The organism is Roseofilum sp. Guam (assembly GCF_017746735.1).
GTDB classification, from domain to species: domain Bacteria; phylum Cyanobacteriota; class Cyanobacteriia; order Cyanobacteriales; family Desertifilaceae; genus Roseofilum; species Roseofilum reptotaenium.
Genome location: NZ_JAGHZN010000049.1, coordinates 19,865 through 32,221, shown reverse-complemented (window position 1 = coordinate 32,221; position 12,357 = coordinate 19,865). Strand labels below are relative to the sequence as shown.

The 12,357-nt window shown below is 44.4% G+C and carries 13 protein-coding genes; 1 reads left to right on the top strand and 12 read right to left on the bottom strand.

All coding sequences use genetic code 11. From position 1 onward, the window contains the following. Positions 1-3: 3 nt before the first annotated feature. From J7529_RS18335 to J7529_RS18315, 5 genes are all read right to left on the bottom strand, one after another. Entirely contained in the window at positions 4-621 is a 618-nt protein-coding gene (locus J7529_RS18335) for a Maf family protein (protein WP_271936629.1), read from the bottom strand. Between the two features lie 2 nt (positions 622-623). Then, complete coding sequence (gene psbP / locus J7529_RS18330; RefSeq protein ID WP_318730174.1) at positions 624-1,166, bottom strand: photosystem II reaction center PsbP; 543 nt, start codon at positions 1,164-1,166, stop codon at positions 624-626. A 95-nt stretch (positions 1,167-1,261) separates the two neighbouring features. Further along, positions 1,262-3,304, bottom strand: a complete 2,043-nt coding sequence (locus J7529_RS18325) for an ATP-binding protein (protein WP_318730173.1) — start codon at positions 3,302-3,304, stop codon at positions 1,262-1,264. Between the two features lie 13 nt (positions 3,305-3,317). After that, positions 3,318-4,532, bottom strand: coding sequence for an ABC transporter substrate-binding protein (locus J7529_RS18320; protein ID WP_318730172.1), 1,215 nt, complete (start codon positions 4,530-4,532; stop codon positions 3,318-3,320). 109 nt (positions 4,533-4,641) lie between these two features. Beyond that, entirely contained in the window at positions 4,642-5,832 is a 1,191-nt protein-coding gene (locus tag J7529_RS18315) for a tetratricopeptide repeat protein (protein ID WP_318730171.1), read from the bottom strand. 323 nt (positions 5,833-6,155) lie between these two features. On the opposite strand from J7529_RS18315, the gene J7529_RS18310 reads away from it, so the two are divergent. Beyond that, entirely contained in the window at positions 6,156-6,524 is a 369-nt protein-coding gene (locus J7529_RS18310; RefSeq protein ID WP_318730170.1) for a hypothetical protein, read from the top strand. On the opposite strand, the gene J7529_RS18305 is transcribed toward J7529_RS18310, so the two are convergent. The 7 genes from J7529_RS18305 to J7529_RS18275 all read right to left on the bottom strand — a co-directional run bounded on the left by J7529_RS18305 (position 6,521) and on the right by J7529_RS18275 (position 12,230). After that, on the bottom strand, positions 6,521-6,676 hold the full coding sequence (locus tag J7529_RS18305) for a hypothetical protein (protein WP_318730169.1): 156 nt from the start codon (positions 6,674-6,676) through the stop codon (positions 6,521-6,523). The two genes, J7529_RS18310 and J7529_RS18305, sit on opposite strands and share 4 nt — an antisense overlap. Before the next feature lie 194 nt (positions 6,677-6,870). Continuing rightward, positions 6,871-7,503 carry an alpha/beta hydrolase gene (locus tag J7529_RS18300; RefSeq protein ID WP_271936617.1) on the bottom strand — a complete coding sequence of 211 codons (633 nt, stop codon included), beginning with the start codon at positions 7,501-7,503 and terminating at the stop codon, positions 6,871-6,873. Between the two features lie 31 nt (positions 7,504-7,534). Then, positions 7,535-8,329, bottom strand: coding sequence for an alpha/beta hydrolase (locus J7529_RS18295; RefSeq protein ID WP_318730168.1), 795 nt, complete (start codon positions 8,327-8,329; stop codon positions 7,535-7,537). A gap of 153 nt (positions 8,330-8,482) precedes the next feature. Then, positions 8,483-8,938, bottom strand: a complete 456-nt coding sequence (locus tag J7529_RS18290) for a type II toxin-antitoxin system VapC family toxin (protein WP_318730167.1) — start codon at positions 8,936-8,938, stop codon at positions 8,483-8,485. After that, positions 8,938-9,198, bottom strand: a complete 261-nt coding sequence (locus J7529_RS18285) for a hypothetical protein (RefSeq protein WP_318730166.1) — start codon at positions 9,196-9,198, stop codon at positions 8,938-8,940. Before J7529_RS18285 ends, J7529_RS18290 begins: the two co-directional genes overlap by 1 nt. 122 nt (positions 9,199-9,320) lie before the next feature. Beyond that, a complete protein-coding gene (locus tag J7529_RS18280; RefSeq protein ID WP_318730165.1) occupies positions 9,321-10,661 on the bottom strand; it encodes a TldD/PmbA family protein in 1,341 nt (446 codons plus the stop codon). A 90-nt stretch (positions 10,662-10,751) separates the two neighbouring features. Further along, positions 10,752-12,230: a TldD/PmbA family protein gene (locus J7529_RS18275; protein ID WP_318730164.1), complete on the bottom strand. Its 1,479-nt coding sequence runs from the start codon at positions 12,228-12,230 to the stop codon at positions 10,752-10,754. Positions 12,231-12,357: the final 127 nt, after the last annotated feature.

Here is a 12,357-nt window from a genome sequence, read left to right as displayed (position 1 = left end):
GGTTTAATGGGTTGATGGTTCCCACCATTGGGTGATGTCGTAGCCCAATTGATCGACCATTGATCGCAAGCAAGGTAAGCTCAGGCCAATGACGTTCATATGACAGCCTTCTATACGCTCGACAAATAAACCCCCTTTACCTTCAATGGCGAATGCTCCGGCACAATTAAGGGGTTCTTTGGTGGCAATATAGGCTCTTAAAGCGCGATCGCTCACCCAAGCAAAGTGAACTGTGGTCACTTCGGCGGTAATTACAGAGTTTTTTTGCTGCAAGTCTAACAGAGCATAGCCCGTATATAAAGATCCTTGTTGACCGCGCATTTCCTGCCAGCGAGTCATCGCTTCGGCTGCACTCGCGGGTTTACCATAGATTTGATTGTTGATGGCTAAGACAGAATCACAGCCTAAAATCAGGGGCAGGCGATCGCCTTTTTCATACTCTGGGGCGATCGTTTCTGCCTTGCGTTGGGCTAAGGCTTTTACTAAGATTTCTGGGTCTGAGCTTTGCACTTGGGACTCATCAAAATGGCTCGGATGCACTTGGGGAAAAATTCCCGCTTGTTGGAGTAAGCGCAACCGAGCTGGGGACGCAGAAGCTAAGACCAAGGGAGGAATGGTCATGGTTAATAAACGTTAAATGATTGAACGACTTGTTCAAAGAGAGTATGGAGTTTTTGCCAACGTTTTTCGGTCGTCGATAAACTAAACGTGAGCAATTTTCCGCGACTCACCGCCACACTGGTGAGATTATGGCGCATGGGTTGATCGGGAATATTGACTTCGTATTCTAATAAGTAATAGAGCTGATCGCCAAGAGTCTTAGAACCGGCATTCACCAGTTCTGCACTGCGTCCTGTTCTTTCAGGAGCGATCGCCGTTTTTGAGAGTTCATATCCCACTTCTGTCGGTGTTCCTAAATCGCTTAACCCTTGGTCTCCCTCCACTGGGTTAATAATGACCGATAAATTTTCTGTTCTCTCCACTAAGTCGTGGAAGACGACATCCGGCCCCCCACTGACTTTCACGGGAACCCAACCATTGGGGTATAAAAATTCGTATCCTTTGGTAGCATTGACATACTGTTGCAGTCCACTGGTGGCTGCAACACAACTGGTCAACATAAACGTTAATGCCATCAGAGTGGCGATCGCTAGGCGTTTGAACATCCGCTTATTCCTCAATCCGCTGTAGGAATAAGGGTATCATATACCGTTAACTCTGAGTTCTATCCTTGGCCGTAGTCCCTATTCATGTTGATTTCTTAGCCTATGTTCTCACCCACCTGTACGATGCGATCGGGTATAATAATTTTAAATTCTGTGCCTTCACCTACATTTGAATCGCATTTGAGCGTTCCGTTATGGGTTTGGGTAATAATTTGATAGCTGATGGATAACCCCAATCCCGTGCCTTGCCCAATCGGTTTAGTTGTAAAAAACGGGTCAAAAATCCGTTGTTTTATCTCATCAGGAATCCCAGAACCATTATCAGCAATACGAATGACAATATTTCCCCGTTCTTCCTGGGATGTAGAAATTGAAATTTGAGGCAATCGATCAGTTCCTGAATGACGGAATGGTTCTAGAGCATCAATCGCATTATTCAGGAGATTCATAAAGACTTGATTGAGCTGTGCAGGATAACATTCAATCAAGGGTAAATCCTCATAAATCTTGATAATTTCAATGGCTTTTTGATCACCATTATCTTTTGTCTGATTTTGTAGAATAACCAGGGTATTATCAATTCCTTCATGAATATTAGACTCCTTCATATTTGCTTCATCAAGACGGGAAAAATTGCGGAGGGAATCAACAATATCACGGACACGATTAGACCCCATTTTAATAGACTTTAGGAGTTTAGGAAAATCTTTCTTGATAAAATCAATATCAATCTCTTCTAGTTTCTCTGCAATTTTTCTATCGGGATCTGGATAAACAGATTCATAAGTTTCAATTGCATCTAGCAAGTTTTCTGCATAGCTCTCTGTATAAATCAGATTTCCATAAATAAAATTAATAGGATTGTTGATCTCATGGGCAATCCCAGCCACTAATTGGCCAAGACTGGACATTTTCTCATTGTGAACAAGTTGTATTTGAGTATTTTGCAGTTTGGATAATGTATCCGAAAGTTCTGCATTTTTAACTTCCATTTTTTGGAAAGAGGACTGGATCTCATCATTCATTGAATTAAAAGCATTTGCCAAGACTCCCCATTCATTATCTTGCTTGAAAGTTAATCGAGTAGAAAAGTTTCCATTACTAATCTCATTAGCTGCCTGAGTTAGTATTTCTAGAGGAGAGACGAGAATTTGAGCAATTTTAATGCTTAACAAAGTAGAAATGAAGATGGCCAGAACGAGTACCAGCAAGATCACTATGACTAAACGACGCAGGGGAGCATAGACTTCCGAGGTGGGTAATTCAACAATCACACGCCAATTTACACCATAAATAAAAGCACTACTTCCAAATACAGGGAGGTTACGCAACCCTTGATAAATATTAACAGAACCGGCTATTTTTGTATTCAATATTGTAATTAAGGACGGGTTATTGAGAGGAGCTAAATTCATTTCTTTGTAAGCGTCCTCTGCTGTCAGCTTTTCGACTATCACTCGATTGTATTCGTCCAGAATATAAACATAACCTGTTTGTCCAATCTGGACTTGTGCAAGAATAAAACTCAGAAAATTGAGATTAATCGTTGCAAATAAAATGCCTTGAGGTTGTCCATGAAGATTTTGCAAGGGAAGCACTAAGGTCATGACAGGAACACGCAAGTCTTCATCAAATGTAATGTGCTGAGAATATAGCGTTTGTTCTTGTATTGCTGTAGTCATTTGCTGATTAGCGATCGAAGATCGGACAAGATCGATCGGATCAGCTGATGAATAGGGTGCAATTGCGGTTAATACATTACCATTTTCATTAATAATAGCGATCATTTCATAGGCATCATTTTGCCGTGTCAACCCTTCCAAGAGACGATGTTGAATGGTTGGATCGATCTCGGTTAAACTGCGTATTTTTTGCAGATAGCTTAATTCTTTTTGTAAATCGTCTAATCGACTTCTGACTTTATTGGCTAGAGATAGGGAGCGTTCTTCTTGTAGCTCGCTAATTCGTTGTTCCTGAGTTTGTCGAGTCAATTCGATGGCAATCACTCCAACAATGACTAAATTAAGGGTTACTAATGTAATCAAGCTGTAGCGAAGCAAATGCTCAATAGCAATAGTTCGCCATATAGAACTGAATTTTGACTGAATGTAATTTTTCAGTAACCTAAACCTATCCATTATGGGTTGCTATTTAAATATGGACTTCTTCAGTACGAGATAAATCTAAAGATAGACCAAAGACTTGTGGTCCGCCTACTTTCATTAAGGCTTGCTTAACGAAAGAATCATCGACGAGATCTTCGACAACAAAATCAGCAGACAATTGTTCTAGAAAAGAAATGTTATCTTGAATCAATGTTTTTTTGAGCTGCTCGACCAACGATCGCGTATACGAGGGAAAGGGATAAGGTTGAAAATCGATACGCTGTGATCGCCACTCCGGATGAATCATCGCTCCTGTGCGAGTGTAGTAATCGCTATCGTAGGAGGTCAAGACTTGTTCTAGAACGGATACAGGATAGGGCATATATTTACTTCCGTCGAGAGAAAGAAGATGCGCCAGTTCTAAACGATTTGACCGAGACCATTGTTGTGATTTCACAATAGCATTAACCACTTTTTGTGTCCATTCAGGGCGATCGCGAATGTCATCTTCATGCATAAAAACCACACAGCAGGCATGATCTTTCCAAATATCTCCAGTAAGGCGTAAGAGCTTGCCAGCTCCTGTTGTCTCCGCCGCCAAGTTGTAGGGTTCGGCAATAATATACCCAGAAATATCACCCTTAGAGAGGGCAGAAAGCATATCTAGAGGGGATAATACTGCCAACTGTACTTGGTTGGATTGCAAGTTTATATCCGTCGGTTGCACGATGGGTTCTAAACCATATTGGCGCAAGAGAAGTTGCAGGACAATATTGTGGATAGAGTACCAAGAGGGAATGGCAATGGTTTGCCCGCCTAACTGACTTGGGTGATCGATGTTGGGCAAGACGGTAATCGCCGAACCGTTCGTATGGTTCCAAGCAACGACTTTTCCGGGAACGTTGAGACCGTAGCGTATCCACACTGTTGTGGGCATTAATAAGTGAACAACGTTCACCTCTCGGTTGATGAAGGCTTGAGAGATGGCATCCCAAGAGTAATACTGTTGGGGAGGGGAGACTTCGAGACCTTCGGAACGATAAAAGCCTTTGTCGTAGGCAGCTAGTAATGGAGCCGCGTCCGTAATGGGAATGTAGCCAATGTTAACCAGATGATTGTCTGATGCTTGGGAGGCTCGGGGATTCAATAGGCGATCGCAACTCGATACGGCGATTGACATACCGATTGATGTCGAAAACAAACGGGTTAATATCAGAAATTGACGGCGATTGATCTCCAAATTAGGCTTTAATTCTAACATGGTCGTGAGGGCAACTCATGGCCAGAATAGGTATTTTTAGATGATTTCTGATTAAGAATTGCGAGCAAAAAAGGATTCCGAGTGATTTCCGATGCTTCGGATTGCACGATTACAGGTCTGTAAATCCCATGGTGGCGAGTTCTTGTTGAAGTCTCTCCCCCTCTTTGGGATTGATGCCTTTGTAAAGAGCGATCGCTTCTTTAAATGCTTTTAAGCTTTCAGAAACGTTTCCACCTTTGAGATAGGCAACTCCCAGGTTCTGATAGGCTTGGGCATATTGGCTATTATACTGTATAGCTTTGCGATAGGCAGCGATCGCACTGTCGAGTTTACCTAAAGTCTTAAATGCCATCCCTCGGTTAAAATAACCCTTCGCAAATGTGGGATCGATTTCTACGGTTTTCTGGTACATTAAGAGGGCATTCCCCAGGTTTCCTTGAGCCTGGAGCAAGTTTCCCAAGTTATTATAAGCACCCAGTTTTAAGGGGGGGAAAATATCTAGGGCGATCGCCTGTTGATAATACTTGATAGCTTTGGGAATATTTTCCAGGCGAGTGTAGGCTAGTGCCAAATGATAATAGAGTTCAAAGCGGACTAAATTGGTGGTTTCCTGAGAAAGGGCACTTTTCAATACTTCAATTCCCCGTTTTACCTCTCCCATTTGGCTGTAGAGTGCGCCTAATTTGCTGCAAGTGTAGGGGTCTCGCGGGTGTTCGTTTAAATAGGCTTCCATGGCGAGTTTTGCCCGCTCTGCCTTATTTTGAGCGGCGATAATACTCGGTTGATAGCCATAATGATCGATCGCAATCGTGGGTAAATTTCCAATTTTCCAATGGGGTTCTGTTTTTAACAGTGCTTCGACGGAATCATCCACAATCGCATGATAGGGGCGGGTAAATTGCACTTGGGGATGATTGCGAAACAGACGAGAAACCAGAGAATAGGGAGATTGAGTGGCTCCAATTTCATGACGAATTAGGTTAATGACTAAATGCTCTTCAGAGGTTATGGCCTGTTTTAGGGGGTTAATTGCGCTGGGATTCAAGTGTTCGTCGGCATCTAAGACTAAAATCCAGTCTCCCTGTGCATATTTGAGGGACTCATTGCGGGCGATCGCAAAATCATTGCACCATTCAAAGTATTCAACCTGTGCCCCCCATTGCTTGGCGATGTCTACGGTGCGATCGCTCGATCCGGTATCCAACACCACCATTTGATCGACCACATCTTTCACACTTTTCAGACAAGCGGGAAGATTCTGCTCTTCATTTTTAACAATAATGCACAAGCTTAATGTCATGGGTAATGGGTAATTTAAGGGGAACAAGTTAACACTGTAACTTACTGGTCAAGGGGAGTCACGAGACTTCTTGCAGAAGTCAGGCACAAGGCACAAGGCAAGAGGTAATAATTATAAGAATATATGATTACTGCATTACTATTCATTTTCTGCTGACCTATGCCAGAGGTCTAGTAACACAATACCTGGGTATCGCTGATTAGGGCTTCTGAAAATTATTGACAGGAAATAAAATCTGTGATATTCAAGAGAATGAATCGGTCGTACAAAACTGAACTGACCGTTATATGGTAGCAAATTAACTAAGAGTGAGTGAATAGGATATGGATGAAGAAAATCTCCTTAAAATAGTCAATGAAGCCAGTAAACGGTGGCAATCATCGTTTAATTCAGGGAAGGCCGCAGGCTGTGCTAATGAATATGAGGAAACAGCAGTGATGTATGCCAGACCATTTGGTACATTTACAGGTCGCGAAGAAATCCAACAATTTTGGCAAAAGCTCATTGAAGATGGGTTTTCTGATGTGGAATATATCGAACCCAAAATCGACATCGTTGATGAAACCAGTGCAATACTAACTTCCCAATGGAAAATGAATAAAGCTAGTGGTGTTATTCATAAGGAACTTTGGGTCTTACAAGCTGATGGAACAGCAAAATTGCGAGAAGATGACTTTGAGGCACAAAATTAGACTTCTTGTAGAAGTCGGGGAGTGGCATTAACCGTCACAACATCAAAGTCAAACGTAGGCCGATTACTTTTGCATCCTTGCATTGTCAAAACGGTTCCTATTCCACCGACAAAAGCCAGTGTTTTGATCAACTGCCTTTGCGTGATATCCATTATCTTGTCCAGACTCAATGAATCTACCAGAAACCCGGCTTCTGTTTTAAGAAACTGGGTGTTTCATCCCAAGCCGAAATAATGAATAGACCTCTTGCATAATTGTGCAGAAAATAAATGGCAATGGAGTAATCCTGCATTCTTACCCCTATTCCCTATTCCCTGATTTCTGCAAGACGTCTCATAATGATGGTTCAGGGACTCTCGAATTCTTCGCAGTCGCAGACAACGCTACTGAGAAAATCCTTGACAATGGCGATCGGTAACTCTAACCTTACCCCAATGCGCTCCACAAAAGCGATCGCATCATTGGCCACTCGTTGCACTCGCTGTCCATCCACATAGAGACCTTCCGTGGGATAGTTTTGCAAGAACTCTAACAGAGAAATCTGGCCATCATCACTGGCAGATAGGGTAATTGCAGAGCGCAAGGCTTGAATATTGGCTTTTCCTGACCGGGTACTAAATAAAAAGCCTAATTCAAAGAGTACATACTCTCCGGGTAAGGAGTAAAATACCCGATCCACGAATAATACATTAACCCCTATGTTATACGTTAATAACTCGCGTATCTGCTCTGGATCGGCATTGGACACATCCAGAATAAATCGAATAATCGGGGATTCCTCTCCCGTTTCCACAAACTCAACTAGATCTTCAACAGGAACTGACCGAGAAACGGGGCCATACTTCAACACTACCCGTTCAGCACCGAGAGCGGCTGAACTACCTAAACACAGACTCGCCACACCCGCGCACACTAGGGGACAGGCGCGAGCCATCCACTGAGAAACCTGTTGTTGAATGGACTGTATAACTGTAGACATAAGCATTGAGTCTCAAAACTAATCAACCAGATTACTCAACGCTGGCGCTGAGACGAGAAAGGTTTGTAAAGCTGACTGACTCTAACACAATGGAGTCATCGGCAATATCTTTAATGACGATACCTTCTTCTGTGACTTCTGCCGTATAGGTGCTAGGTTTGCAGCTATTGCTGGAGGACGCAGAAGCAGAAAGTCCCTCAGTTGTGGGCAGATTACTGGTTTCTTCGCATTCACAGACGATATCCTGAAGGAAGCGTTTGGCCACTTCTAAAGCAGGAATAATGCGCTCGACCAGGGCTTTCGCTTGTAAATAAACCGGCTCTAAATTGGTCAGATCTACGGTAATCGTTTCGATGGGATAACGTTCGAGTAAGCCGATAATGGAGAGTTCCCCATCGTCTTCTACCGCTTCTAGGAGAGTATTTTTAACTGCGTCTAAGTCTTGGCGACTGGCAGATGAGGCGATTGCCTCATCTAATTTCAGAACCACAAATTCCCCTGTGGAGGTGTTGATCAGGTCTCGGAAGAAGTTAGGATTCACCCGAATCGATAAATTAAGGACATCTTGGACTTCCGATGGCACTTGATCTGTATCGTCTAAGAAGCGCCGTAAGTCAGAGGGAATCTCACCGGTGCGGGCAAAGTCTCTCAGTTCACGAACTTCAAGGGTGATTTGCTCCGATTTATATTTGAAAATGATCGTATCAGCAGCCTGGGCAGTAGGAGCGAAACAGACGATACTGGCTGCACTGGCTGCGGTTCCCAAAAGAGTGGCGATCGCGCTTTGGCGAAAACGACCTAGGGCATTGATGCTAACTCTATCCATCGCATTCTCCTCAACAGATGTGACTCTATATAAGCATGATTTGCCCTGGTTGAATATAAAATCGATCTAAAGAGTTATGGCGGTCGGCGCTAGGCAAAAGGTATTATTGACTGATTCACCGGGCTGGTATTACTCCTACTGGGGATCAAGTCCCTACTCAGCAGGGGGCGATCGCATCTCCATCGGCTGGACTACTGTCACTTCTGCATACCGGGCAAAATCCCTGGTATTAAAAGTCAAGATATGCGTCAATCCATGCACCACCATCGCCGCCACTAACCTTGCATCGTGGACATTAACGCCCCTAACTTCATACGTTCGCACCAACCGTTCCCACTCAGTATAAATTGCCAGGGTATCAGGTAATAGGGAAAAAATTCCTTTTAACCGATTCACTTCTGCGGCGGCTTCGGCTGGGGTATGCCCCAATCCATTCCGAGCCGCAGGGCGGGTGTAAACATTCCAAAACTCGATTAAATTTTGGGCAATGATACAAACATATTCTCCTTGATCGAGCAGAATATTTGTCGCTCTTACCGCATCGGCGTGCATGGGATGGTTAGGGTCAGCACTCCGCAACAGAATGTTAGTATCAATCAAAAATGACATTAACCTCTGTCTCCGTAAATGCTTTCTCGGCTAATAGCTTCATCGGATAAATAGGGCTGATTGCGCGGGTGACTCTCAGCCCACTCCCGAAAAGCTTTCGCTCTTTCTGCTGGAGTAGCGGTTTCATAAAAAGGACGCTCTTGCCCCTCGGCTAAGGCTTGCTCTTGGTGTGCTTTTAGCTTCTCTTCTAAGAGCGATCGCTCTTCGGGCGATAGAGATTCGACGACGTGGGCTAAAGATTCTACTAACTTAATGTTCATAAATTTCTCCTATTCTCTGGCGATCGATAACCCTTCAATTGGGCAGGTTCACAAGAGTTATTGGTGGGAATTGGAAAATATTGAGTGAACCTGCCCCTACAATTAATTATCCATTTATTCTCCTATTCTCCGGTGATGGATAATCCTTCAATCCAGATGCGGGGACAAACGCCATCGGGGGTAATTTCCGGTTCGGGTTCCACATAGACGATGGATTTTAGCACTTCTAAAATATCACCAGCTACGGTGGCAGAATCGATGGAAATCTTCTCGCCTTTATTGACTAACCAACCGTCAAAAGGTAGAGAAAATGACCCTTGTAAGGATTGAACTCCGGCATGGAGGGCGTTCAGTTCGTCGATGAAAATCACGTTTTCGGCTGAGTCGAGGCTCAGGGTGCGATCGCCCTTTTGTCCCGGAAAAACATGATAATAGTGGGGACCAACCGTGACTTTTGCACCAATATTGGCATGTCCTGTGGGCTGAGCATTGAGGCGTTTAGCAGTTCCTGCACTGTGTAAGAAGTTGGTTAATACGCCCTCAGTGATAATGGGCACTCGGCGCGTGGGCGTGCCTTCGCCGTCAAATGTAGTTTTGGCAATATTTTCGGGATGCAAAGCATCATCACAAAACGAGAGTAGGGGAGAAGCAATTAGTATGCCTAAAGATTCGGGAGTGGATAAACTTTGACGATCCAAAATATTTTGGGCATTAAAGATATTGGTAAAGGAATCCAACAGACTTAGAAATGCCACGGGTGAAAACACCACCAAATATTTCCCCGATTTCACTTTCTGATAATTCAGGTGACTGATGGTTTTTTCGGTGGCTTCTTTTAAGCAGCCTTCGATATCTAGTTTCTCGAACCCTGGGCTAAATTTTACTGAACCAGCGCTGCGCGGTTTTTTGCCTTCCTGTTCCGTTTTGGTGTACAGATAAATAGAGGCATAGGAACCCCCTTCATAGCGAGCCGCGCCATCACTGTTGAGATAAAAGCGCTCAATATCCCGTTGTGCCAATCCATTATAGGGAACTCCGGCGATCGCCTCATGGGAGTCGAGCAATTGTTTCTCTACGTCCACTAACTTTTCAATCAACGTCGCTACCGAGGCTTGAGGCACTTTATCCACCTGGCTTTCCAAGGGTGCAGTCGCTTCTGGACTAAAGTCAGGCACATGCTCTTTCATGCCGAAAAAACTGGCTTCATAGGCGGTTTTCAGAGCTAATTCTAGCCCCTCTGGATCGAGTTCGGTAGTGCTGGTAATTCCCATGCGATTTTCTTCATTCCATACCCTGACGGAAATACTCGAACGCTGGGAGGCTTTCACCTGATCTGGTTCACCGTTATCGACTTGAACACTGGTTTCTTCGACAGCAGAACCATAAATATCAAACTTTTGAATGCCTAGTTTTTCGGCACTTTCTTTTGCAGAGGTGGTTAAAGAATCGATTGTTTGTACCATTGGAAATGAGTAATGAGTAATGAGTAATGAATAATAGGGAAAACCAGGTTTTTTCTATTCCCTATTCCCTATTCCCTAGCGCGAAGCACTCTACGATCGCCCGCCGACGGTGATAGAATCCACCTTAATATGGGGTTGGCCGACGGTAACATAAACACTGCCACTGACGGAACCACAGAATCCAGCCGCTAATCCCAAATCTTGGGAACTCATGGAAATTTTGTGCATAATTTCCTTGGCTTCCCCGATTAAGGTTGCGCCTTTTAAGGGTTTGGTAACTTTGCCTTTTTCAATTAAATAGGCTTCATCAACGGCAAAGTTAAATTCACCGGTTGGCCCGACGCTACCGCCGCCCATTTTCTTACAATAAATGCCCTTATCAATGGAGGAAAAAATGTCATCTAAAGAATAGGCTCCTGGGGCAATGTAGGTATTCCGCATCCGGGAAGCAGCGGCATAGGTGTAGGACTGGCGGCGACCACTTCCGGTTCTAGGATGTCCCGTCCGCATGGAACCGGCGCGATCGGAGATAAAGTTTTTCAGGATGCCATTTTCAATTAAAAGCGTTTTCTGAGTGGGCATTCCTTCATCATCCATGTCAATCGTGCCAAACTCTCCTTCTGAGCGTCCTTCATCCCAAGCGGTGAGATTTTCATGGGCAATTTTTTCCCCTTTCTTATCCATAAAGGGGGTGGTTTTCCGCTCAATTTGCGTGGTTTCTAACAGGTGACCGCACGCTTCGTGGAAAATTACGCCACCAAATTGATTCGCCATTACAATCGGATAATTTCCCGATTCTACATAGTCAGCATAGAGCATTTTTCCAGCCGCTTCAGCCAAATCGGTAGCCGTATTTTCACTGTCCCAATTTCGTAAAAAATCAGGCTGACTGGTACTACCCAACCGTTGCCCGATGGAGGTGCGATGGCTGCCATCGGCACAGAGGAGATTACAACCAACGGACTGAGTTAAGCGAATATCGCGGGCAAAGGTGCCATCACTGGCAGCGACGAGAACTTCTTGCCAGTCGCGGAAATAGACAGCGCGACGAGATTGGATATGGGAGGCTTTTTGGTTGAGGCGATCGCTTGCTTGTAATAGAATATCTCCCATCTCTTGCATGGGGCTACAGTCGTCTAACCACAGTTCTTTCCCCTTGGTACTGGCATAGTCGCGCAGGGGTTCGAGGTTCACTTCGGGAATATAGGAGTTGGCAGAAGGGAGGTTAAAGCCGAGAATGAGCAATCCTTTTTCTAGAGCCGCTTTGAGTCCCGTAAACGATAAATCGTTGGTACTTACATAACAATCTGCTTTGCCGCGAAATACCCGCACCCCTGCACCGGTAGACAAGCGCGGGGAAATACTGGTAATCGTATCGTCTTCGCCCATACAACTGATATAGTTGATCCGCTCTAGGAAGAATTCGATAAAGTCTGCACCTGCTGCGCGTCCCCATCCCAGGAGACTCGATAGCATCACTTCCCAGCTTTCATCAAACCGATGTTTGGTGGCGTGATAGGTTCTAACGGATAGGTCGTTGGCGATCGGCGCTTGAATTACAAGAGTCATAAAGTCGCTTGTGGTGATAGGGTCTTTGAAGAATAATATCCTCTAGTGTGTCACATTTACACTCCTCTTGCCGCCGTCTTGTGGTTCAAATTGAGTTTAATTCCAAAATAAGGGGTCAATAAGTATC

Coding starts and splice junctions, on each gene's coding strand:
- J7529_RS18310 (WP_318730170.1), top strand. CDS start 6,156: ATGGATGAAGAAAATCTCCTTAAAATAGTCAATGAAGCCAGTAAACGG.
- J7529_RS18280 (WP_318730165.1), bottom strand. CDS start 10,661: ATGGTACAAACAATCGATTCTTTAACCACCTCTGCAAAAGAAAGTGCC.
- psbP (WP_318730174.1), bottom strand. CDS start 1,166: ATGTTCAAACGCCTAGCGATCGCCACTCTGATGGCATTAACGTTTATG.
- J7529_RS18325 (WP_318730173.1), bottom strand. CDS start 3,304: ATGGATAGGTTTAGGTTACTGAAAAATTACATTCAGTCAAAATTCAGT.
- J7529_RS18335 (WP_271936629.1), bottom strand. CDS start 621: ATGACCATTCCTCCCTTGGTCTTAGCTTCTGCGTCCCCAGCTCGGTTG.
- J7529_RS18305 (WP_318730169.1), bottom strand. CDS start 6,676: ATGGATATCACGCAAAGGCAGTTGATCAAAACACTGGCTTTTGTCGGT.
- J7529_RS18285 (WP_318730166.1), bottom strand. CDS start 9,198: ATGAACATTAAGTTAGTAGAATCTTTAGCCCACGTCGTCGAATCTCTA.
- J7529_RS18290 (WP_318730167.1), bottom strand. CDS start 8,938: ATGTCATTTTTGATTGATACTAACATTCTGTTGCGGAGTGCTGACCCT.
- J7529_RS18300 (WP_271936617.1), bottom strand. CDS start 7,503: ATGTCTACAGTTATACAGTCCATTCAACAACAGGTTTCTCAGTGGATG.
- J7529_RS18295 (WP_318730168.1), bottom strand. CDS start 8,329: ATGGATAGAGTTAGCATCAATGCCCTAGGTCGTTTTCGCCAAAGCGCG.
- J7529_RS18275 (WP_318730164.1), bottom strand. CDS start 12,230: ATGACTCTTGTAATTCAAGCGCCGATCGCCAACGACCTATCCGTTAGA.
- J7529_RS18320 (WP_318730172.1), bottom strand. CDS start 4,532: ATGTTAGAATTAAAGCCTAATTTGGAGATCAATCGCCGTCAATTTCTG.
- J7529_RS18315 (WP_318730171.1), bottom strand. CDS start 5,832: ATGACATTAAGCTTGTGCATTATTGTTAAAAATGAAGAGCAGAATCTT.